Source organism: Stenotrophomonas sp. YJH_SMC_119 (assembly GCF_059368315.1).
In genome coordinates this window covers 248,847-271,913 of record NZ_JCAFRP010000001.1, presented here as the reverse complement: position 1 = coordinate 271,913, position 23,067 = coordinate 248,847, and the positions used below count along the sequence as shown (strand labels likewise).

The window sequence follows — 23,067 nt, the reverse complement described above, 5'->3', positions numbered from 1 at the left end:
CTCAGCCGCGCGCGCGGGTACGCGCTGCCTTCTTCGCCGCCACCTTGCGCACGGCCTTCTTCGCCGCACGTGTCTTCGCCGCCTTCTTCGCTGCAGCACTGCGCGAGGCGGCTGTACCGGCCTTCTTGGCCGCTGTCTTCTTTGCGGTTTTCTTTGTGGCTGTCTTGCGAGCCGGTGCCTTCTTTGCCGCCGCCTTCCTGGCTGTCGTCTTCTTCGCAGGCGCCTTCTTCGCCGCCGTCGCCTTGGTCGTGGCCTTCTTTGTGCCCGACTTTCTGGCAGGCGTTTTCTTGGCGGCCGTCTTGCTGGTCGCCTTCTTCGTACCCTTGCGCGCGCTGCCGCTACGCTTGCCACCACCATCCTGCTTGTTCACGGTCGCCCAGGCAATGCGCTCGGCCGTGCCTTCGCTGGCACCGCGCTCGCGCTCGCTTTCCTCGATGTGCTCGGCCTGGCGCTTCTGTTTATCGGAATATGCGGATTTGTCACCACGGGGCATGACAGTTCTCCTGTTGTTGTAGTCAGGCCAGCAGGCGCAGCTTGGGTTCGCGCGCCCACTGGCGGGTGGCGGCCGCCGCCAGGAATGCCTTGGCGTCTTCCGCTTCGACGATGCCGGCGTCGTTGCCGACCCTTGCCGCCTTCAGCAGCGTCTGGCCGCCCGCATCGCTGGCGATGGCCTTCAGGTGCGCCCACGCCTGGCTGACGAATTCGATGGCTGCACTCTCTTTCGACAAGGCCTTCGCCGCTTCCGGGCTGAGCACCACGGCTACTGCATCGAACACGGCCGACGGGGTGCCCGCCAGTTGCCCATCCGCCGCCTGCAGCGCGCCATCGCTGAGCGTGGCGCCACCCACTCTGGGGGCGACCAGCTTCACATCCGCACCTGCTTTCCTGGCTGCCTTGCTCAGGCTGGCAATGATCCGGGCATCAGAACCCTCATCGAACAGGATGCCGATGCAGCGCCCTTGCAGGGTGGGTTTGTTGCGACCGATCACCCGCACTTCGGGGGCGGGGGGCATGTCCCGCACTGGGGTAGCGGTCGGCGCCGGGTCGGGCAGTGCAGGCAACGCCAGACCATCGGCCACGCGCTGCGCCAGTGAGTCATCGATGTTGCGCAGGTGGCTGACGGTGCGTACCCGCACCTTCAGCGTTTCCACCTTGGACAACTCGAACACCAGCGCCGATGCCAGGTGCGCCTGCTCCGGCTTTTCGAGGCTGCGAAAGAACATGCGGGCCTGGCTGTAGTGGTCGGCGAAACTCTCCGCGCGGGTGCGACCCTTGCGGCCATCGTCGGCGCTGGCATGGCTGCGGAATCCGGCAGGCGTCTCGCGCGGGGTGTCCTCCTGCAGCGAACTGGGATCGTAGGCCACCCGGCCCTTGGGAACCTGCATCTGCATGTGGCCGTCGCGCTGATGATTGGCAAACGGGCACTTGGGCGCATTCACCGGGATCTGGTGGAAGTTCGGGCCGCCCAGGCGCAGCAGCTGGGTGTCCAGGTAGGAGAACAGGCGCCCCTGCAGCAGCGGGTCGTTGCTGAAGTCGATGCCCGGTGGCACGTTGGCCGGGCAGAAAGCCACCTGCTCGGTCTCGGCGAAGAAGTTGTCCGGCCAGCGGTCCAGCACCATGCGCCCGATGACCTGCAACGGCACCAGCGATTCGGGAATGATCTTGGTCGGGTCCAGATGATCGAACGGGAATGCGTCGGCGTCTTCTTCGGTGAACAACTGCACCGCCAGTTCCCATTCCGGGAAGTCGCCGCGCTGGATGGCCTCGAACAGGTCACGGCGATGGAAGTCATTGTCGGCCGACTGCAGCTTCAGCGCTTCGTCCCAGACCGTGGACTGGATACCCAGCTTGGGCCGCCAGTGGAACTTGACGAACGTTGACTCGCCGGCCTCGTTCAGCAGGCGGAAGCTGTGCACACCGAAGCCTTCGATCATCCGCAGCGAACGCGGTATGGCGCGGTCGCTCATCGCCCACATGATCATGTGCATCGATTCGGGCATCAGCGAAATGAAGTCCCAGAACGTGTCATGGGCCGATGCGGCCTGCGGGAAGGCACGGTCCGGTTCCATCTTCACCGCGTGCACCAGGTCCGGGAATTTCATGGCGTCCTGGATGAAGAACACCGGGATGTTGTTGCCGACCAGGTCCCAGTTGCCCTCCCTGGTATAGAACTTCACCGCGAAGCCGCGCACGTCGCGCGGGGTGTCCACCGAACCTGCGCCACCGGCCACGGTCGAGAAGCGGGTGAACACGGGTGTCTTCACGCCAACCTCGGTCAGGATGCGCGCGCGGGTATGCGCCTTCAGTGATCGGGTCAACTCGAAGTAGCCATGCGCAGCGCTGCCGCGGGCGTGCACGATGCGCTCGGGAATGCGCTCATGGTCGAAGTGGGTGATCTTCTCGCGCAGGATGAAGTCCTCCAGCAGCGTAGGCCCCCGAGGTCCCTGGCGCAGGGAGTTCTGGTTGTCTGCCACCGGGATGCCCTGATCGGTGGTCATCGCCGGATGACTGCCCCCGGCCTGCTGGTGCAGTTCATCGCCGTTGCCGCGGTGGTGGTTCTCGGCGTGGGTGGTTGCGCGCTTGCCGGTCGGCTTGCTGGCGGCCATTGACGTTGGCTCCGGATGCTCAAAGAGAACCACGACACTGGAACCGGGCCCGTTAAACCGAGGTCCGGCAAAGGTGAACGTACAGGCAAAAGCAGGCTCGGGTATGCTTGTTCCATGCGAGTCGAGCCCGCCGACATCGAAGCCCTGTTCGACGCCATCCCGGATGTGCTGTTCTTCATCAAGGACCTTCAGGGGCGTTACACCCACGTCAACCAGACCATGCTGCGGCGGCTGGGCCTGCGCGCCCGCAAGGACGTGATCGGGCGTACCGCGGCGGAGATCTACCCGACCGGGCTGAGCGCCGACTACGTGGACCAGGACGCCCGCGTGCTGGCCGGTGAGGTGATCGAGAACCTGATGGAGCTGCACCTGTTCGCCAACCGCGAACCGGGCTGGTGCCTGACCTGCAAGCGTCCGCTGGTGGTCGATGGGGCCATCGAGGGCCTGATCGGCATTTCCCGCGACCTTGGCCAGAAGGACAGTCTGGGTACCCAGTACGAGCAGCTGCGGCTGGCGCTGGCCCACCTCAACGCGCACTACGCCGAGAACGTGCGCATGCAGACCCTGCTGGACATCACCGGCTTTTCGCTGTCCAAGCTGGAGCGCAGCTTCCGCAAGGTGTTCCAGATGACCCCGCAGCAGGTGCTGACCCGGCTGCGGATCCAGATGGCCATGCACCTGCTGCACGGTGACGAGAGCATCGCCAGCATCGGCCAGGCCTGCGGTTTCAGCGACCAGAGCGCCTTTACCCGCAAGTTCAAGGCTGAAACCGGTTTCTCGCCGCGTGCCTACCGCGCCCGTATTGGTGGCAGTGTCGGAGAGCCGGCACTGGCCTGAGCCGCCTGCTGCGCTGTGCCTATCCCCGCGGGCATGGGACAGGGTAAGGTGTCGCCCCTGTAGCCCGCCGCCAGCCCTGCCGATGCCCAACTCGATTCCGACCGCTTCGCCGTCCCGCCTCGGACATTCGCTCAAGCCCCGCCAGCTGATCATGATGGGCCTGGGCAGCGCCATCGGTGCCGGCCTGTTCCTCGGCTCGGGCGTGGGTGTGCAGGCGGCCGGTCCGGCGGTCCTGGTGTCGTATCTGGTCGCCGGCGCGCTGGTGATCATCGTGATGAACGCTCTGGGCGAAATGGCGGCGGCCAAACCGACCAGCGGCGCGTTCTCGGTCTATGCCGCCGATGCCATGGGCGCCACCGCCGGTTCCACCGTCGGCTGGTTGTGGTGGGTGCAGCTGGTGATCGTGATCGCCGCCGAGGCGGTGGGAGCGGCCGGGCTGCTGGCCACCGTCTGGCCAGCAGTACCTGTACCGATGGCGGCGCTGGCCTTCATGCTGTTCTTCACCGCGATCAACCTGCTCGGGGTGAAGAACTTCGGCGAGTTCGAATTCTGGTTCGCCATCCTCAAGGTGGCGGCGATCCTGGCCTTCATCGCCATCGGCGTGGCGCTGCTGATGGGCTGGCTGCCGCAGGTGACCTCGCCGGGCCTGAGCAACTTCACCGAGCATGGTGGCTTCGCACCGAAGGGCCTGGCCGGTATTGGCGCTGCACTGCTGGTTGTCGTTTTTGCCTTCGGTGGCACCGAGATCGTCGCCGTTGCGGCGGCGGAGACCGAAGATCCGGAGCGCAGCATCGCCCGTGCCATCCGCACCGTGGCGTGGCGCATCCTGGTGTTCTACATCGGCTCGCTGAGCGTGATCATCGCCGTCGTGCCGTGGACCAGCGAAGCGTTGAAGTCGCCGTTCGCCGCCGTGCTGGACATTGCCCGTATTCCGGGCGCCGGCACCGCCATCACCCTGATTGCGGTGATCGCGCTGCTGTCGGCACTCAATGCCAACCTCTACGGCGCCTCGCGCATGATGTATTCACTGGCGCAGCGCCGCGAAGCGCCGGCGGTGCTGGGCTGGACCGATCCGCGCCAGGTGCCGGTGATTGCCGTGCTGGCCAGCGTGCTGTTCGGTTTCGCCGCCACGGTGATGGAACTGCTGTTCCCGGACCGGGTGCTGCCGGTGCTGCTGAACATCGTCGGTTCCACCTGCCTGCTGGTGTGGACGCTGTCGCTGGTCTCGCAACTGGTGTTGCGCCGCCGCGCAGATCGCCTGGGTACCCGGCTGCCGTTCCGCATGGCGGGCTTCCCGTGGCTGACCTGCTGCGCGCTGGCGATCCTGGCGCTGATCTTCGGCCTGCTGCTGAGCGAGTCGCACACCCGCCTGCAGTTCCTGTCGATGGTGGCGCTGACCGCCACGATCGCCGCCGGCAGCGCCATCGCACGGCGCATGCGCGAGGCGTGACTGGAGCTGCCGGCCAGCGGCCGGCACTACCACGGGGGCTGCACATCTGCCGTGCCATCCTGATCGTGTGGGCCGTCATCGGCCCGTCGACCGGGAGTACCGCATGCTGCGCAGTCGCCCCTTCCTGATGTTTACCGGCCAGGCCGAGGCCGCGCTGGCCCTGTACGCCGAGGCCTTCGCCGATTTCCGCCTGCTGGCAATGCAGCGCCATCCGGACGGCGCCGGTGCCGGCGTGCCCGGGCAGGTCCGACAGGCCATCTTCCTGCTCGGTGGCACCCACTACCTGTGCTTTGACAGCCTGGACGTGCACGATTTCACCTTCAGCCCGTCGATCTCGCTGTTCGTCGAGTGCTCCGGCGCCGAGCAGTTCGAGCGCGCCGCGCGCGTGCTGGGCGAGGGCGGCCACTGGCTGATGCCGGTGGGCGACTATGACTTCAGCAACCGCTACGGCTGGGTGCAGGATCGCTTCGGCGTGTCGTGGCAGTTGAGCCTGGGGCAGATGCCGGACCCGTGATCGGGATTACCGTGGGTGTGGACCCTGGTCCACCCGCCCTCATGAAAACGGCCCGCTTGCGCGGGCCGTTCTCTTTACCGATGCCGCGAGGAATCAAGCCTCGACTTCATCATCCTTGTAGGCATCGACCGGGATGCAGGCGCACATCACGTTCTTGTCGCCGTACACGTTGTCGACGCGCGCCACCGGCGGCCAGTACTTGCTCTGCTTCAGGCTGGCCAGCGGGAAGGCAGCCAGTTCGCGCGGGTAGGCGTGGGTCCACTCGCTGGCGGTCACCGCGGTGGCGGTGTGCGGCGCGTTCTTCAGCGGGTTGTCCTCGCGGTCCAGCCGGCCGTCTTCGATCGCGGTGATCTCCTCGCGGATCTGGATCATCGCGTCGATGAAGCGGTCCAGCTCGTGTAGCGATTCGCTCTCGGTCGGTTCGACCATCAGCGTGCCGGCCACCGGGAAGCTCAGGGTCGGGGCGTGGAAGCCGAAGTCGATCAGGCGCTTGGCGACGTCCTCGGCGCCGATGCCGCTGGTCTTCTCCAGCGGGCGTACGTCGAGGATGCACTCGTGTGCCACCAGGCCGTTGCGGCCGGTGTACAGGGTCTTGAAGTGCGGGGCCAGGCGCTTGGCGATGTAGTTGGCGTTGAGCTGCGCGACCTGGGTGGCCTTGCGCAGGCCTTCGCGGCCCATCATCGCGATGTACATCCAGCTGATCGGCAGGATCGAGGCGCTGCCGAAGCTGGCGGCGCTGACCATGCCGACCGGGCCGTTGTCACCCAGCTTGCCCGGCAGGAACGGGGCCAGGTGTTCCTTGACCGCGCACGGGCCGACGCCCGGGCCGCCGCCGCCGTGCGGGATGCAGAAGGTCTTGTGCAGGTTCAGGTGCGAAACGTCCGAACCCCATTTGCCGGGCTTGGCCACGCCGACCAGGGCGTTCATGTTGGCGCCGTCGGTGTACACCTGGCCGCCGTGCTGGTGGATGATCTCGCAGATCTCGACCACCTCTTCCTCGAACACGCCGTGCGTGGACGGGTAGGTCATCATGATCGCGGCCAGGCGGTCGCTGTACTTCTCGGCGTTGAGGCGGATGTCTTCCACATCGACGTTGCCGTTGGCATCGGTCTTGGTGACCACCACCTTCATGCCGCACATCTGCGCCGAGGCCGGGTTGGTGCCGTGCGCCGAATCCGGGATCAGGCAGATGTCGCGGTGGCCTTCGCCGCGCGAGCGGTGGTAGGCGCGGATCGCCAGCAGGCCGGCGTACTCGCCCTGTGCGCCGGAGTTCGGCTGCAGGCTGACCGCGTCGTAGCCGGTGCATTCGACCAGCATCGCTTCCAGCGTGTCGATCAGTTCCTTGTAGCCCAGCGCCTGGTCGGCCGGCACCAGCGGGTGGATCTGCGAGAACTCCGGCCAGGTCACCGGGATCATCTCGGCGGTGGCGTTGAGCTTCATGGTGCACGAACCCAGCGGGATCATCGTGCGGTCCATCGCCAGGTCCTTGTCGGCCAGCGAACGCAGGTAACGCAGCAGTTCGTGCTCGCTGTGGTGGGTGTTGAACACCGGGTGGGTCAGGAACGCGGACTGGCGCAGCAGGCCGGCCGGCAGCGCGTCGGCGGTGCTGGCATCCAGCGCGTCGACGTCCAGCGAGGCACCGAACACCGCAGCCACGGCGACGATGTCGGCGCGGGTGGTGGTCTCGTCCAGGCTGATGCCGACCGAGTCGCTGTCGATCGCGCGCAGGTTGTAACCGGCGGCGCGTGCCTTGGCATGGATTTCATCGGCATGCACGCCGGTGACGTGCAGGGTGTCGAAGAAGTCGCCACCGACCTGCACGCCGGCATTGCGCAGCGCTGCGGCCAGGATCGAGGCCAGGCGGTGCGTGCGGCGGGCAATGCGGGTCAGGCCTTCCGGGCCGTGGTAAACGGCGTACATCGAGGCCATCACCGCCAGCAGCACCTGCGCGGTACAGATGTTGGAGGTGGCCTTCTCGCGGCGGATGTGCTGTTCGCGGGTCTGCAGGGTCAGGCGGTAGGCCGGGTTGCCCTGGGCATCGATCGAAACGCCGATCAGGCGGCCCGGCATCGAGCGCTTGTAGGCGTCACGGCAGGCCATGAAGGCGGCGTGCGGGCCACCGAAGCCGAACGGCACGCCGAAACGCTGGCTGTTGCCGACCACGATGTCCGCGCCCCATTCGCCCGGGGCAGCCAGCAGGGTCAGGGCCAGCAGGTCGGTGGCCACGGCCACCAGGCCGCCGCGTGCGTGCACGGCATCGACCAGCGCCTTGTAGTCGCCGACCTGGCCGAAGGTGTCCGGATACTGCAGCAGCAGGCCGAACGCTTCTGCTTCCAGTGCTTCGGCCGGGGTGCCGACGCGCAGCACGATGCCCATGGGCTCGGCGCGGGTACGCAGCAGTTCCAGGGTCTGCGGGTGCACGGCGTCGTGCACGAAGAAGGTGTCCGACTTCGACTTGGCCGAACGCTTGGCCAGAGTCATCGCTTCGGCGGCGGCGGTGGCTTCGTCCAGCAGCGAGGCGTTGGCGATTTCCATGCCGGTCAGGTCGGCGCACAGGGTCTGGAAGTTGATCAGCGCTTCCATGCGGCCCTGCGAGATTTCCGCCTGGTACGGGGTATAGGCGGTGTACCACGCCGGGTTTTCCAGGATGTTGCGCAGGATCACGTTCGGCGTGTGGGTACCGTAGTAACCCTGGCCGATGAAGCTGCGCAGCACGGTGTTCTTGTCGGCGATCGCACGGATCTTCGCCAGTGCCTGCACTTCGGTCATCGACTCCGGCAGTGCCAGCGGTGCCGGCGACTTGATCTTGGCCGGCACGATGGCGTCGGTCATCGCATCCAGCGACGCGTGGCCGACGACGGCGAGCATCTGCGCGATCTCGGCGTCGTTGGGGCCGATGTGGCGCTCGACGAACGCGTTGTGGTGCTCGAGCTCACGCAGGGAAGGGGTGTTCTGGGACATGGCGAAGGATCCGTCAGGAAAGGGCACACGCACGGGCACAAGCCGCCGGTCGGCGGTCTGCGGGGCGCCCCTCTGTCCTTTTGCCTGAGAGTTTAAAAGCGCGGCGGACCGCAGCTTCGTGCCCCTTCGGCGCCGGATCGAACCGGTCTCTCCAGAGTTGTGTTACGGGTGGTATCGGGCCTGAGCGATTACGGGCGTTGCGCCTTCGGCAGCGGTGTTCCGCTTCTCCCACCGTGTTGCCCGCCGATTATAGCCCGTTGCGGGCGCGGCGGCCGCCTTCGGACCTGGCGGCCGCGCCTGAATGGCCGATGGCCCGTCCGTGCGTTTTGTGCACTGCTGCATGGCATCAGGCGCATTCCCCACCTATGATGGGCGGATACCCGAATTCATCTGGCGCCGTCCCTGCTGCAGGGGACCGGCGCCCGCCGTGCGTGCCGCGCATGGCCCTGCCGGACGCCTTTCCCATGACCGCCGCTGTTGCTCCCTCCACCCGCCGCATGGCCCTGCTGCTCGCCGGCCTGGCCATGTTCGGTCCGTTCTCGATCGACACCATCTTCCCCGCGTTCCCGCAGCTGGCCCAGCGCCTGGCGGTGGACGAAGTGGCGGTGCAGCAGACCATCAGCGTGTACCTGCTGTTCTACGGCCTGATGAGCCTGGCGCACGGTCCGCTGTCCGACGCCTGGGGCCGCAAGCGGGTGATCCTCGGTGGCCTGGTGGTGTTCGTCGGCGCTTCGGTCGGCTGCGCGCTGTCCACCGACCTGACCACGCTGCTGGCGTTCCGTGCGCTGCAGGGCCTGTCAGCAGGCGTCGGCATGATCGTCGGCCGCGCGGTGATCCGCGACCTGTACCACGGCCACGATGCGCAGCGCCTGATGAGCCAGGTATCGATGCTGTTCGGCATCGCTCCGGCCATCGCACCGATCATTGGCGGCTGGATCCTGCTCAGTGGCGCCGGCTGGCCACTGATTTTCTGGTTCCTGGTGGTGTTTGCGCTGCTCCTGCTGGCGGCCACTGCACGCTACCTGCCGGAAACCCATCCGGTGGAGGCACGGGTGCCGTTGTCACCGCGCGTGCTGCTGCGTGATTACGTGCGCATCGGTTTCAACCCGCGGTTCCTGCGCCTGGCGCTGGCCGGCAGCATCGGTTTCGGCGGCATTTTCCTGTACATCTCCTCGGCGCCGGTGTTCGTGATGCAGCACCTGCATCTGGGCGAGGGTGGTTTTGCCTGGCTGTTCATCCCCACCATCGGCGGCATGACCACCGGCTCGTTCCTGTCCGGGCGCATGGCCGGGCACACCACGCCCACCCGCCAGGTGTCCATTGGTTTCGGCCTGTGTGCGCTGTCGGTGCTGCTGAATGTCGGCTACGTGGCGCTGTCGCCGCAGTTCGTGCTGCCGTGGGCGGTGCTGCCGATCTTCCTGGGCGGCATGGGCATGGCATTGATCTTCCCGATCCTGGCGCTGGCGGTGCTGGACATGTACCCGCACCAGCGCGGCCTGGCTTCGTCGCTGCAGGCCTTCGTGCAGCTGATGATCAGCACGGTGGTGGCCGGCGTGGTGTCGCCGCTGCTCAGCGCCAGCCCGCTGCACCTGGCGCTGGGGCAGGCCGCGTTCTTCGCCGCCGGCTTCGTGTTCTGGTACTGGGAACACCAGCGTGAACGCGCGGCACAGGCGGCCTGCACGGGCCATTGAGCAGCGCGCAGGGGTAGGGCCGGCCGCTTTGCCCGCAACGCTTGCGAAGAGGAACGACCGGACTAGGCTGGGCACTCCAGCCAGCCGGTGCGTGGATGCACGACAGCCAGCCAATCCGATGTCGTTGCATGAGGTTCCCCATGGCTGCGCAGCAGACCTACCGCCTGTTCGAGGTGGCGCTGAAGGAGCGCCGCGTTCTTTCCCCTTCCCTGGACCGCATGGTGTTCACCGGTGCCGACGTGGCGCGGATGAAGACCGAAGGCCCTGACCAGCGCATCAAGGTGTTCTTCCCCTTGCCCGGCCAGGAGGTGCCGCAGGTCCCCAGCGGTGAAGACTGGTACCCACGCTACCGGGCCCTGCCGGACGACAAGCGCCCGCCGATGCGTACCTACACCATCCGCCAGTTGCGCGCCGAGCAGGGCGAGGTCGACGTCGATTTCGTCATCCATGGCGAAACCGGCCCCGCCTCGCGCTGGGCCATGCACGCCCGCCCTGGCGACCGCGTGGTGCTGCTGGCCCCGGACGCCGACTGTGCCGGGAGCAGCGAGGGCTGGGAGTGGAAGCCACCGGCCGGTGTCGGCCAGGTGCTGCTGGTGGCCGATGAAACCGCGTTGCCTGCGGTGGCCGGCATCCTCGAGGAACTGGCGGCCATGGTCGACCCACCGCGCACGCTGGCGCTGCTGGAGGTGGCGCAGGCCGGTGATGCGGTGCACCTGAAGGCGCCCTCCAGCGCCGAGCTGGTCTGGCTGCCGCGCGGGCAGGCCGCCTACGGACAGCGGTTGCTGCAGGCGGTCCAGGCGCGGTTGGCAGCGACCTCGGGCGTGGCTGCCGGCGATGCGCTGGAGGAGATCGACGTCGATACGCAGATCCTCTGGGAGCAGGCCGAAACCGGTGTGGCCGGGCCGCTGTATGCCTGGGTGGCGGGCGAGGCGGGGGCGGTGATGGCGATCCGTCGCCATCTGGTGCGCGACTGCGGGCTGGACCGCCGCGCGATCACCTTCATGGGCTACTGGCGGCACGGCAAAGTGCTGGACTGAGGGGTGTGAAGCGGTGCTGCGGGCGGGGTGCGCTATCCTTGCGCCCCCCTTCGCAGCGGTACCGCACCATGTCCACCAGCTCCAAGACCCGCCGCGACCAGCGCCGTCGCCAGGAAAAGCAGGCCGCCAACAAGGCCGCCGCGCAGGCCTCGCCGGTGGAGCCGCATGCGGAACTGCGCGATGCACAGCGCACCCTGCTGGCCGGTGTCGTGCGCCGCGACGGCGAATGGGTGCTGGGCATGGATGGCCGCATCGCGGGCCACAGCGAGAGCGCTGCGCAGGTGCTGGCGCTGATCATGCAGGCCGGTGAACTGCACGAGCGCAACGGCACGCCGGTGCGCCTGATGTACTCCGATGCGCTGCGCGATGCCGCACAGGCCGAAGCCAGGGAGAAGGGCCAGACCTTCGAGGAATTCAAGGCCGAGCTGGCCGCAGCGATGGCCGCGAAGAAGAACAGCTGACCGCTGTTGCGGTAGAGCCGGCCGCTGGCCGGCTGCCAGACGGATTTCCACCGTGCAGTTGCCGGCCAGCGGCCGGCACTACCAAAAAGGGACGGATCCTTTCGGATCCGCCCCTTTTTTCATTTCGCCGCCGGGGCCGCGTTGGCCTGCCAGCCGCAGATCTGGCCTTTGACTGCTGTTTCGGTAGAGCCGGCCGCTGGCCGGCTGCCAGACGGATTTCCACCGTGCAGTTGCCGGCCAGCGGCCGGCACTACCGGAAAGGGGCGGATCCTTTCGGATCCGCCCCTTTTCTCATTTCGCCGCCGGGGCCGCGTTGGCCTGCCAGCCGCACATCTGGCCTTTGACTGCTGTTTCGGTAGAGCCGGCCGCTGGCCGGCTGCCCGTTGGGTCTTCATCGCGTAGTTGCCGGCCAGCGGCCGGCACTACCGGAAAGGGACGGATCCTTGCGGACCCGCCCCTTTTTTCATTTCGCCGCCGGGGCCGCGTTGGCCTGCCAGCCGCACATCTGGCCTTTGACTGCTGTTGCGGTAGAGCCGGCCGCCGGCCGGCTGCCAGATGGATTTCCACCGTGCAGTTACCGGCCAGCGGCCGGCACTACCGGAAAGGGGCGGATCCTCGCGGATCCGCCCCTTTTTTTATTTCGCCGCCGGGGCCGCGTTGGCCTGCCAGCCGCACATCTGGCCTTCGTTCTGCTGCTTCAGCCACTCGTTGACCGGGGTGAAGTACTCGATCATCGGGCCGGCATCGAGCTTGTCGGTACCGGTCAGCTCCTTCAGCGTGGCCTGCCACGGCTGGCTGGCACCCTTGCTCAGCATCGCCCAGTACTTCTGGCCGGCTTCCTTGTTGCCGTAGAAGGTGCACTCATGCAGCGGGCCCTTGTAGCCGGACGCGTCGCACAGGCCCTTGTAGAACTGGAACTGCAGGATGCGCGCCAGGAAGTAGCGGGTGTACGGAGTGTTGCCCGGCACGTGGTACTTCGCGCCCGGATCGAAGAACTCTTCGCCACGGGTGCTGGCCGGCGCCACGCCCTGGTACTTGGCCTTCAGGTCCCACCACGCCTTGTTGTAGTTGTCGGCAGTAATCGAGCCATCGAACACGCCCCAGCGCCAGCGGTCGATCATCAGCCCGAACGGCAGGAACGACACGCCTGACAGCGCCATGCGCATCTGGTTGTTGATGACCGCCTCGCGGCTTTCGGTCGGCGCATCGACCAGGCCGATCGAGCTGAGGTACTTGGGCGTCATCGCCAGCACGATGGTGTCGCCGATCGCTTCATGGAAGCCATCGTTGGCACCGCCCTGGAACAGCGGTGGCAGCGGGTTGTAGGCCAGGTCGTAATAGATGTGGCCCAGCTCGTGGTAGATGGTGGTGAAGTTCTCTTCGTTCGGCTTGATGCACATCTTGGTGCGCACGTCGCCTTCCATGTTCATGTCCCAGGCGCTGGCGTGGCAGACCACGTCGCGGTCGTCAGGCTTGATGAACTGGGTTTTTTCCCAGTAGGACTGCGGCAGCGACGGCATGCCCAGCGACACGTAGAAGTCCTGCGCGCGCTCGGTCATCTGCTTGGCGGTACGCAGTTCGGCCTCGCGCTGCGCCTTGTACTGCGCGGCCACGTTCGCATCCTTGCCGGCCTTGGCCAGCGCCGCGCTCAGGTTGGTCTGGTACTGCTTTTCCAGCGCCGCGGTGATGTCCAGGCTGCCGGCGCCCGGGTACGGTTCCAGCTGGTCCCACAGGTTCGACCAGTCCTGCTGCCACATGTTGCCCAGCAGGTGCGCGGCGATCAGGCCATTCCCCACTTCGGCCTTGTCCTTGCCATAGGTCTTGTCCAGCTTGCCGCGCGCGTAGCAGTGCAGCTGCTCGTACATCGGCTTGACCTGTTCCCACAGGCGGTCGGTTTCCGGGCCGATCTGCTCCGGCGGCATGTCGTAGCCGCTGCGCCACATCTGGCCGGCATCGGTGAAACCCATGCCCTTGGCGCCTTCGTTCACCAGGCCGACGAACTTCTGGTAGTCGCCGCGCATGCTCTTGGTGGTGCTGTGCCAGCCCTGCCAGGCGTCAAGCTGATTGTCGTAGTCGCGGCTGCGCGCCAGTACCTGTTCCAGCTCGCCCAGCTGGCGGCAGGAGTTCGGATCGTTGGCGTCGGTGCAGTACTTGCCGGCGCCGTAGCTGCCTTCCATGCGGGTGGCGATCTGGGTCAGCTCGGCCAGCTTGGCCGGATCGCGCGGCGCCGGCATCGAGGACATCAGTTTCAGCAGGTGGATCGCACGCTTGCTGTCCTCGCTCATCGGCTTGCCATCGAATTTGGCGGCCTGTTCGATCCAGCTGTTGAGCTGGGTCAGCGAGCGCTCGTTGGCCTTGGCCGCGATGCGTTCGGAATCACTGTTGATGTAGGTGGAAGACAGCCACTGCGCCGAGGTCATCTCCGGGTAGGCGGCCTTGAATTCGGCATTGATGCGGGCCACGAACTGGTCGGCGGTTTCGCCGGCCGGGGCGCTGCTGCTGGCGGTATCGGTGCCTGGGGCAGCTTCCTTCTTGCAGGCGGCCAGGGCCAGCGTGGCGGCGGCGATTGCCGAGGCCAGCAGGAGATGACGGTGTTTCACGGGCGGTCCTTGGGTGGTGAACGACGGCCGAAGGCTAGTGGGCAGTGGCTGCGACCGCAAGTGGCGGAAGTCGGCCGGGCGGCGCCCGGCACCCGCAGAGGCTTTCAAGCAACGGCGAAGGCCGAAGCAACAGCGGACTATCCGTGGTTTGGCGGGGCGGTGTCGGAGTGCGGGGACGCCGCAAGTACGTCCGTGTAGGCTTGGCAGCCGCATCCATGCGGCTGACACCCCGCACTCCGACACCGCCCCACCTCTGACAGATTCCATGTGCTGTCGGTAGGTGTCGACCTTGGTCGACACATCTGTCAGATATCGACAATCAAAATGGGGTCGGATCCGTTTTCCTACGGAAAACGGATCCGACCCCATCGGCATGTCCAACAGAGCGCGGAAAACTGTCGAAGGCGGGGTGGGTCCGGTGGCGGGGGCGTGAGCCGCATGGATGCGGCGACCGAGCTTACATGGACGTACTTGCAGCGTCCCCCGCCACCGGACCCACCCCGCCAATCCACGGAATGCCAGCATTTGCTGTTGCTGTTGCTGTTGCTGTCGAGGCTGCCGACCAGCGGCCGGCACTACCGCGGGTGCAGGGCTGCAAGCCCTGCCGAACAACCCTCAACCTTCGCAGTTGGCGAACAGGTCGCGATCGCGCTCGTACAGCGAGGTCTTCACCTGCATCAGGCCCAGCACCGACGGGAACAGGTTGTCGTGGTCGGTATAGGCCGCCGAACGCTTGCGCACGCACTGCAGGTCCAACCCACGGCTGCTGGCGAAGCCCGGCGAGAACCACATCGTCATCGGTACGCGGGTCTGCTCGGCCGGAGCGATCGCATACGGCACGCCATGCAGGAACAGGCCCTTCTCGCCCAGCGATTCACCATGATCGGACAGGTAGATCATCGCCGTGTCGTAATCCTGCATGCCCTGCAGGGTGCCGATGGTCTTGCTCAGGAAATGATCGGTGTACAACACCGCGTTGTCATAGCTGTTGGTGATCTCTTCGCGAGAGCAACGGCCGATGTCACGGGTGTCGCAGGTTGGCTTGAAGCGCGCGAAGGCTGCCGGGTAACGCTCGAAGTAGGCCGGGCCGTGGTTGCCCAGCTGGTGCAGCACCACCACGCGGTCGCCGGGCTTGGCACGCACCTGGGTGGCCAGGTCCTGCAGCAGGATCTCGTCCATGCAGCGGCCATCGGCGCACAGCCCCGGCGTGGTCGCATCGGACAGCGACTGGAACTCCAGCCCTTCGCAGACGCCCTTGCAGCCGGACTGGTTGTCACGCCACAACGGCGCGATGCCGGCGCGGTTCAGCACGTGCAGCAGCGACTGGTGTGCGCGGATCTTCTTTTCATCGTAGTCGTGGCGTCCCCACGGCGAGAACAGGCACGGCAGCGATACTTCGGTGCTGGTGCCGCAGGAGTGCATGTCGGGGAAGTTGATCACCGGTGCCTGGGCCAACTCCGGGGTGGTGCTGCGGCCACCGTTGAGCCCCCAGTTCTGCGCGCGCACGGTTTCGCCCATGACGATCACCAGCAGGCGCGGCTTGCTGACCGGGGCGCGTGGCGTGGCCTTGGCGTCGGTGCCGATCGGCAGCTTCGGCGCGCGCTGCACCGGGTTGTCGCCACGCAGCGCGCGCGGCATACCGAGCAGCACGTTGGCCGGGGTGGCGAGATAGCGTACTTCGCGCTGGTTGCGCATCAGCGCCGAGACATCCTGGAACGAGATCAGCGCACCGCCAACTGCGGTCGTCGCCGCCACGACCAGGAAGCCGAGTCGCCACAGCAGGCTGCGGCCCCAACTGCGTCGGCGCAGCTGCACGCGCCACAGCACCACCATCGGCAGCACGGCCAGCAGCAGCACCGGCCACAGCAGCGATACGGTCATCAGCTCGCGGCTCTCCTTCGGGTCGGTCGCCAGCACGTTGCGCAGCATGTCCGCATCCAGATAGATGTGGTAGCGGCTCATGTAGTGCGCAGCGAACGCCGTCACCAGCAGCAACAGGCTGATTGCCACTTTGGCATTCCAGCGCCAGACCAGGATGCCCAGCAGCACGCCGTGCGCGCCCAGCAGCAACAGCAGCAGCGAAAGCGCGTAACGCAGGCTGCCCGGATGGCTCGCCATCGCGCTGTGCCAGAACAGGCCGTTGCCGGCCACCGCGAAGAACAGGCTGGTCAGCGCGATCAGTGCTTCCGTGGAGAGCTGCGGCCGCCAGTTGCGAAGACCCGCAAGGGTGGGGAGGCGGGCGGAGCGTTGGACCGATGCACTCATGCGTTTGCCTCCTGGCGGTGGGGACGGTCCAGCTGACGGTGGATCAGAACATACAGGCCCAACGAAAGCAGCCAACATATCAACGCGGTGGCGATGTCATGCGAAAGGAAATGGGCGCCCCGCAACTGCTGGCTGATCCCGAACACCAGGCCGGTGCCGAGGCCGATCCAGAGCCCGGTCCAGCGCCAGGACGGCCGCCACAGCAACGCGAAGAAATACAGGCAGAGCCACGCATAGCCTGCGCTGGCGTGGCCTGCCGGGAAGCAGGCCTGTGCCGGCATGCCTTCCGGGCGCAGGGTGAACAGACCGATGAAAGGCTGGTGGCCACCGTAGCGCAGCAGGTCCCAGGGGCATTCCATCGGCACCAGCGACTTCAGCAGGGAGATCACGCCGGTGCCCAGTGCCATGGCAATCACGACATAAAGCAGCGCCCATTGCAGGGTGCGATCGCGACCCCTACGCCAGTGGTGGAAGCACAGCAGGGTCACGACCAGCGCTGCCGCCGTGCTCAACCATTTGCCGGCCTTGTGCACGACGCTGCGGGTGATCCAGGCGTCCTGCAGCGCCCAGTGGCTGCCTTCAAGACGGAACAGGTGATCGGCCACCCATTGATCACCGCCGAAGTCCATCAGCAGCGTAAACAATGGCAGGCCGATTGCGACAGGCAGCCAGAGGTGAGTTACCGCAAATCGAGACGCCAGTGGTGATGTCGCAAGCGGCGCTACCGAATCAAGGGGACGGACGGGCATGCTGGGAAGGGGCGGTTCGGGAATCCGCGCTCATGCTCGTCACCTTGATGTCGGAGAAGGGTCGGACGCCCGTTCGCGCCGGGTTAATGAGTCCCAGGCGCATGTCAACGTTCAGTCTTCTTCGGCAGTCGATCCTGTCCGCTCGGCGTGACACTCCGGGTTCCATGCGGTACCGGGAAGCAGTTGCCAACGATTCCTGTTGGCAACACCGATGTCGATCACTTTGGCCGGATCCACGCAGGGGCTCATCGCATCGTCCAGCACCAGCAGCCAGCGCTTGTCCGGCGCCTCAGCGAGCCAAGGGCCGGCGTCATGCCATTGCTCTGCCCAGGGCCGCTTGAAGCCGAATTCGCGTACCGGGCGGTCGGCCTGCAGCAGGTTCTGCTCGCGCCAGGCCACCAGCGCCAGTTCGGCATCCGGTCCGATCCGCGCGCCGACCCGGCGCATCAGCGCTGACGCCGATGCATAGGGATCCAGCGCCGGGATCAGTACCAGGCCGTAGAGCATCCACAGCATGCCGTGGGTCAGCAGCACCAGCGTCGCCGCGCGGCGCACCCGCAACCACACGATCAGCGTGGCCAGCGCGATGGCGAAGGTCAGCAGGCCATCGCCCAGCACCGGCAGCAGGGTATCGGGCATGGCGCGGCGTTCCAGCTGGGCCACCGCCCAAGCGTGTTCGGTCAGCAGCATCACGCCCAGCGTGCCAGTGGCCAGCATCAGCACCACGCTGTAGCCGAACAGGTAGCGGCGCACGCACAGGCGGCGCAGCAGGCCGGGCAGCAGCGGCGCCACCGCCAGTGCCATCGCCGGCAGCATCGGCAACAGATACACCTCGCGCTTGCCCGGGCTGGCGCTGAAGAACACCAGTACCAGCACGGCCCAGCCCAGCAGCAGCCACTGGCGGCGGTCGCCACGGCGGATACGGCGCCACCAGGGCTTGAACAGCATCGGCAGCAGCAGGCTGCCCGGCAGCCACAGGGTAAGGATCACCTGCAGGTAATACCAGGCGGGCTGCCGGTGGTGCCACGCATTGGCATAACGGGTGCCGGTCTGCTTGAACAGCAGCTCGTGCGCATAAGCCTGCAGTTCGGCACTGGGCGTGTGCAGCAGGGCCCAGCCCAGCGGCGCCAGCCACACCCCGACACCCAGCAGGAAGGCCGGGATCAGCCAGAGCAGGGTTGCCGGATGCGGACCTTCCACCGTGCGTCCGCGGCGGCGCTGGTACAGCCACCAGCCGAACCAGGGCAGCACCATCAGCAGCGGCAGGAACCCCACGCCCTTGGTCACCGTGCCGACGCCTGCGGCGAAGCCGGCCAGCCACAGGGCGGGCAGGTTGCGGCGTTCACACAGATGACGCATCAGGCCCCAGAGGGCCACGGTGGTCATGCCCACCAGCACCATGTCGATCTGCGCACGCTTGGCCATCAGCCCGAACTGCAGGGTGCAGAACAGCGCAGCGAGGGCGTAGATGGAATGTCGTGGCGACCACAGCCGCCGCGCCAGGTCCGACACCAGCCACAGGCTGAGCAGGGCGCCCAGCAACGACGGCAGCAGGAAGGACCACTGCCAGCTGCCGACGATCTCGTAGGCGGCGGCCTGCAGCCACATGAAGACGGGTGGCTTCTCCGCATACAGTTCCACGCCACGGTGCGGCAGCAGCCATTGCCCGCTCTCGACCATGGTCCGGGCCGCCAGCACGAAGCGCGGCTCGTCCGGCGGCTGCGGCTGCCGAAGGCCGATCCCCGCTGCCAGCGCAGCAATGATCAGCAGCCACAACAGGGGCAGGCGCCAACGGCGGGGCAGGGCTACGGGCACGGCAGGCTCCGGGAGCAAAACGGCCATTCTGAGGTGGCAGGGGTGGGAAAAGCGTCAGAGCGGCGCCGGGGCGACCGCATTCCGACATGTGCGGCGCTACCATGGTACGAACTTCCGTGGATGTTTCGTGCATGCGTCTGTTGGTGATCGAGGACAACCGCCAGCTGGTGGCCAACCTGTTCGACTATTTCGAGTCGCGCGGGCACGTGCTCGACGTGGCGCCGGATGGCATCACCGGACTGCACCTGGCCGGGAGCCATCCGTATGACGCCGTCATCCTGGACTGGATGCTGCCGCGCATGGAGGGCCCGGAGGTGCTGCGCCGGCTGCGCGCCGAGCATGCATCGGAAGTGCCGGTGATCATGCTGACCGCGCGTGACGAGCTGCCGGACAAGATTGCGGGCTTCCGCGCCGGTGCCGACGACTACCTGACCAAGCCGTTCGCACTCCCGGAGCTGGAGGTGCGGCTGGAAGCGCTGCTGCTGCGTGCGCAGGGCCGCAACCCGCGCAAGCGCCTGCAGGTGGGCGATCTGGTGCTGGATCTGGCCACCCTGGAAGCCCAGCGCGGCACCCAGGTGCTGCACCTGTACCCGGCCTGCCGCAAGCTGCTGGAAGTGCTCATGCGCGCCAGCCCCGGCGCGGTGACCCGCCAGCAGCTGGAATTCGCTCTGTGGGGCGACGAACCGCCGGATGGCGACCTGCTGCGTTCGCATGTCTACGAGCTGCGCCGCAGCGTGGACGGACCGTTCGCCGAGAAACTGATCCATACCCTGCCGCGGGTGGGTTACCGCTTGGCCGTGACCACGCCCAGCGATGCCGGCAAGGATGATGATGAAGGCGAGTAAGCCGGGGCCGTTGTACCGGCGCGTGGTGTGGTGGTTGCTGGGCTATCTGGCGCTGCTGTCGATCGCGGTGTTCAGCGTCGGCAACTACGTGCATGAACATGCGGAGCACGCTGCCTGGCGCGCGCTGCTCAATTCCGAACTGGACAGCATCGTCGAGCACACCGAGCACGAGCCGCACTATCGCTGGCAGGACTCGGACACGCTCAGCCTGTTCCGCTTCGATGAAGGCAACATGCCGGAAAGCGTGCGCATGCTGCACCCGGGGCTGCATGACGGGGTGCCGATCAACGGGCGGCAGACTGCGGTGATGGTGCGTGACACCGGCTCGATGGGGCGGGTGGCGCTGGCGCTGGACATTTCCGACTTCCATGACCTGGAACAGTTCGCCACGCGCTGGGTGATGCTGGCCGGGGTGATCATGATCTTCGTCACCGTGCTGATGGCGTCGTTCGGCATGGAACGCATGGTGCGCCCGTTGAGCCTGCTGGCGCAGCACATCGCCGCGCTGCGGCCGGGCGTCCAGGGCCAGCGCATCGAGGTCGACCCGCGCGGCAGCTCCGAGCTGCACACCATTGCCGATGCACTGAACGACTATCTGGACCGCAACGAGCAGTTTGTCGAACGCGAGCGGGTGTTCATCAGCACCGCCAGCCACGAGCTGCGTACGCCGATTGCGGTGATGACCGGTGCCGCAGAGCTGGCACTGGAACAGCCGGGCCTGCCCGAGCGCGCGCGCCAGCAGATGCAACGCGTGCTGCGCACCGCGCAGAGCGTGGAGCAGCTGATCGAACTGCTGCTGGTGCTGGCGCGTGACCCGGCGCGCCTGGCCGCGCGCGCCGAGCGCATCGCCCTGGACCAGCTGCTGCCGGAAATCGTCGACGACCATCGCCACCTGCTCGGTGACAAGGACCTGAGCATCGGCATCCAGGCGGCCCCGGTGGATATTGTCGCGCCGCTGGCCGTCGTGCAGGCCGCGATCGGCAACCTGCTGCGCAATGCCATCGAGAACAGTGGGCGTGGCCACATTGAGTTGCGCCTGAGCTCGTCGGCGGTGCTGACCCTGCAGGACCCGGGACATGGCATGAGCCCGGAGGAGATTGCGGCGATCCACGCGCGGATGGCCCGCGGCGAGCGCGCCGACCGTGGCGGCGGCATCGGCCTGGACCTGATCGCCCGGCTCTGCGAGCACCTTGGCTGGACCCTGCAGCTGCAGCCCTGCGAGCCGCGTGGCACGCGCGCCACGCTCGATTTCAGCGCTTCACGTCCGGCCTGAACCGGCCGTCCTGGTAGATGCCAACCTTGGTTGGCATGCTGCCCGTCGACCAAGGTCGACGCCTGCCCACGCAATGTCCGTTCGCATTATCGGCCGTTCGGCCGCGCCACATGCTGGTCGATCAGGATCACATTGCCGTCGGGATCGGCCAACTGCAGGTAGCCGGTGCCCCGCCCATGAGGGTCGGTACGCACCGCCAGTTCAATGCCCTTCGCATCCAGTTCCGCCTGCAGTTCACGTACATCCTGGAAGTGGGGCAGTTCCTGCTTGTGCTGGTCCCAGCCCGGGTTGAAGGTGAGCAGGTTGCCCTCGAACATGCCCTGGAACAGGCCGATGACAATGCCGTTGTTGCGCATCACCAGCCAGTTCTGCGCCGGCTCGCCACCGGTCACCGAGAAGCCCAGTGCTTCGTAGAAGCTGCGGGAGGCCGCCAGGTCCCTGACCGAGAGGCTGACGGAGAAGGCGCCGAGCTGCATGGGAGTGGCTCCGGGAAAGGGCAGCCGGCACTGCAGCATGACCCGGCGTGAAGACAATGTTAATCTCGGGGTGCGCCGCTTCATGCGGCGCTTTTTTTTCCCGCTCTTTCGATCGACAGAGGATCCCATGCCGACCGAACCCGCTACTGCCCTGATCAGCAACGACATCGTTGGCCTGGGCCTGATTGCCGCCACCCTGGCCCTGATCTTCTGGGCTGCCAGTGGCCCGACCCCGTTATTGAAGAAGATCTTCGCCTGGGTGCCGGCGCTGCTGCTGTGCTACTTCGTCCCCGCCATCTACAACACCGCCGGTGTCATCGACGGCCACAACACCTCGCTGTACAACCCGGTCGCGCGTGACGTGCTGCTGCCGGCCGCGCTGGTCCTGCTGACCCTGTCGATCGACCTCAAGGGTATTGCCAAGCTCGGCCCGAAACTGCTGATCGTGTTCTGCGCCGGTACCGCCGGCATCATGCTCGGCGCCATCGTCTCGTTCCAGCTGATGAAGTTGATCCACCCCGAAACCGTGGCCGGTGATACCTGGGCCGGCATGGCGGCGCTGGCCGGCAGCTGGATCGGCGGCGGCGCCAACATGGTGGCCATGCGTGAAGTGTTCGGCACCGATGCCACCACCTTCGGCCAGTTCGCGGTGGTCGACGTGGCCTGCGCCAGCCTGTGGATGGCCATCCTGCTGTTTCTGGCCAACCGCGCGCAGCAGATCGATACCCGCAACGGTGCCGATACCCGTGCCATCGACGAGATGAAGGCGCGTATCAGCGCCTACGAGGCGCAGAACGCGCGCATTCCCAGCATGACCGACCTGATGGTGATCGTCGGCGTGGCACTGGGCGGCGTCGGCCTGGCCCATGCCATCGCCGCGCCGCTGGCGGGCTGGTTCAAGACCAATGTCAGCTGGGCCAGCCAGTTCAGCCTGGACAGCCAGTTCGTGTGGGTGATCCTGCTGTCGACAGCGATGGGCCTGGGCCTGAGCTTCACTCGTGCGCGCCGGCTGGAAGCCGCAGGCGCTTCGCGGCTGGGCACGGTGTTCCTGTACTTCCTGATCGCCTGCATCGGCATGCAGATGAACCTGCTGTCGCTGCTGGACCGGCCGTGGCTGTTCCTGCTCGGCGCGATCTGGATGGCCACGCATGTGCTGGTGCTGTGGGTGGTGGCCAAGCTGCTGCGCGCGCCGCTGTTCTTCTTCGCGATCGGTTCGCAGGGCAACATCGGCGCAGCCGCTTCGGCCCCCGTGGTGGCCGCAGCGTTCCATCCGACGCTGGCTCCGGTGGGCGTGCTGCTGGGCACGGTGGGCTACGCCACCGGCACCGGGCTGGCCTATGTCACTGGCCTGATCCTGAAGTGGATGGCCAACGGCTGAGTCCGGGCCGCCCCGGCGTCATGCTTGCGTAGATCCACGCCATGCGTGGATGCATTTCATGGGCCTCCATGAACATGGAAGGGGTCAGATCCGTTTCCCGGAGGAAACG

General features: G+C 66.7%; 17 protein-coding genes and 1 riboswitch. Of the genes, 9 read left to right on the top strand and 8 right to left on the bottom strand.

The annotated features are described in order from the left end of the window. Position 1: 1 nt before the first annotated feature. Both AC5P6S_RS01270 and AC5P6S_RS01265 read right to left on the bottom strand, forming a co-directional pair. Positions 2-493, bottom strand: coding sequence for a hypothetical protein (locus AC5P6S_RS01270; protein WP_099480891.1), 492 nt, complete (start codon positions 491-493; stop codon positions 2-4). A gap of 22 nt (positions 494-515) precedes the next feature. After that, entirely contained in the window at positions 516-2,606 is a 2,091-nt protein-coding gene (locus AC5P6S_RS01265) for a catalase (protein ID WP_005414177.1), read from the bottom strand. A 114-nt stretch (positions 2,607-2,720) separates the two neighbouring features. Between AC5P6S_RS01265 and AC5P6S_RS01260 the strand changes: the two genes are divergently transcribed. The 3 genes from AC5P6S_RS01260 (at position 2,721) to AC5P6S_RS01250 (ending at position 5,407) form a co-directional block, all read left to right on the top strand. Next, the gene (locus AC5P6S_RS01260) at positions 2,721-3,443 is read left to right on the top strand and encodes a helix-turn-helix transcriptional regulator (RefSeq protein WP_005410629.1); all 723 of its coding nucleotides are present in this window, start codon (positions 2,721-2,723) and stop codon (positions 3,441-3,443) included. A gap of 82 nt (positions 3,444-3,525) precedes the next feature. Further along, positions 3,526-4,893 (top strand): amino acid permease, encoded by a 1,368-nt coding sequence (locus tag AC5P6S_RS01255; RefSeq protein ID WP_414498612.1) that lies wholly within the window; start codon positions 3,526-3,528, stop codon positions 4,891-4,893. Between the two features lie 103 nt (positions 4,894-4,996). After that, positions 4,997-5,407, top strand: a complete 411-nt coding sequence (locus AC5P6S_RS01250; protein WP_005410627.1) for a VOC family protein — start codon at positions 4,997-4,999, stop codon at positions 5,405-5,407. Positions 5,408-5,500: 93 nt separating this feature from the next. Here AC5P6S_RS01250 and gcvP read toward each other — a convergent pair whose 3' ends face one another. After that, positions 5,501-8,368 carry an aminomethyl-transferring glycine dehydrogenase gene (gene gcvP, locus AC5P6S_RS01245; protein WP_495204431.1) on the bottom strand — a complete coding sequence of 956 codons (2,868 nt, stop codon included), beginning with the start codon at positions 8,366-8,368 and terminating at the stop codon, positions 5,501-5,503. A 62-nt stretch (positions 8,369-8,430) separates the two neighbouring features. After that, positions 8,431-8,533, bottom strand: a riboswitch (glycine riboswitch). 299 nt (positions 8,534-8,832) lie between these two features. Between gcvP and AC5P6S_RS01240 the strand changes: the two genes are divergently transcribed. From AC5P6S_RS01240 to AC5P6S_RS01230, 3 genes are all read left to right on the top strand, one after another. Continuing rightward, positions 8,833-10,059: a multidrug effflux MFS transporter gene (locus AC5P6S_RS01240; protein WP_032966071.1), complete on the top strand. Its 1,227-nt coding sequence runs from the start codon at positions 8,833-8,835 to the stop codon at positions 10,057-10,059. A 140-nt stretch (positions 10,060-10,199) separates the two neighbouring features. Then, a complete protein-coding gene (locus tag AC5P6S_RS01235; protein ID WP_043034529.1) occupies positions 10,200-11,096 on the top strand; it encodes a siderophore-interacting protein in 897 nt (298 codons plus the stop codon). A gap of 68 nt (positions 11,097-11,164) precedes the next feature. Further along, positions 11,165-11,557, top strand: a complete 393-nt coding sequence (locus AC5P6S_RS01230) for a hypothetical protein (protein WP_005410623.1) — start codon at positions 11,165-11,167, stop codon at positions 11,555-11,557. A gap of 635 nt (positions 11,558-12,192) precedes the next feature. On the opposite strand, the gene AC5P6S_RS01225 is transcribed toward AC5P6S_RS01230, so the two are convergent. From AC5P6S_RS01225 to AC5P6S_RS01210, 4 genes are all read right to left on the bottom strand, one after another. After that, positions 12,193-14,157: a M2 family metallopeptidase gene (locus AC5P6S_RS01225; RefSeq protein ID WP_111189069.1), complete on the bottom strand. Its 1,965-nt coding sequence runs from the start codon at positions 14,155-14,157 to the stop codon at positions 12,193-12,195. Positions 14,158-14,772: 615 nt separating this feature from the next. Further along, positions 14,773-16,422, bottom strand: a complete 1,650-nt coding sequence (locus tag AC5P6S_RS01220) for a phosphoethanolamine transferase (protein WP_241876195.1) — start codon at positions 16,420-16,422, stop codon at positions 14,773-14,775. Beyond that, the gene (locus tag AC5P6S_RS01215; protein WP_005410619.1) at positions 16,419-17,171 is read right to left on the bottom strand and encodes a phosphatase PAP2 family protein; all 753 of its coding nucleotides are present in this window, start codon (positions 17,169-17,171) and stop codon (positions 16,419-16,421) included. The genes AC5P6S_RS01220 and AC5P6S_RS01215 overlap by 4 nt, the downstream gene beginning before the upstream one ends. 111 nt (positions 17,172-17,282) lie before the next feature. Further along, positions 17,283-18,986: an ArnT family glycosyltransferase gene (locus AC5P6S_RS01210; protein WP_005410618.1), complete on the bottom strand. Its 1,704-nt coding sequence runs from the start codon at positions 18,984-18,986 to the stop codon at positions 17,283-17,285. Positions 18,987-19,117: 131 nt separating this feature from the next. Here AC5P6S_RS01210 and AC5P6S_RS01205 point away from each other — a divergent pair, with 131 nt between their 5' ends. Both AC5P6S_RS01205 and AC5P6S_RS01200 read left to right on the top strand, forming a co-directional pair. After that, positions 19,118-19,831 carry a response regulator transcription factor gene (locus AC5P6S_RS01205; RefSeq protein WP_005410617.1) on the top strand — a complete coding sequence of 238 codons (714 nt, stop codon included), beginning with the start codon at positions 19,118-19,120 and terminating at the stop codon, positions 19,829-19,831. Then, on the top strand, positions 19,818-21,104 hold the full coding sequence (locus AC5P6S_RS01200) for a sensor histidine kinase (protein ID WP_005410616.1): 1,287 nt from the start codon (positions 19,818-19,820) through the stop codon (positions 21,102-21,104). Before AC5P6S_RS01205 ends, AC5P6S_RS01200 begins: the two co-directional genes overlap by 14 nt. 86 nt (positions 21,105-21,190) lie before the next feature. On the opposite strand, the gene AC5P6S_RS01195 is transcribed toward AC5P6S_RS01200, so the two are convergent. Further along, a complete protein-coding gene (locus AC5P6S_RS01195; protein ID WP_005410615.1) occupies positions 21,191-21,580 on the bottom strand; it encodes a VOC family protein in 390 nt (129 codons plus the stop codon). 127 nt (positions 21,581-21,707) lie between these two features. Between AC5P6S_RS01195 and AC5P6S_RS01190 the strand changes: the two genes are divergently transcribed. After that, positions 21,708-22,958 (top strand): DUF819 family protein, encoded by a 1,251-nt coding sequence (locus AC5P6S_RS01190; protein WP_012480981.1) that lies wholly within the window; start codon positions 21,708-21,710, stop codon positions 22,956-22,958. Positions 22,959-23,067: the final 109 nt, after the last annotated feature.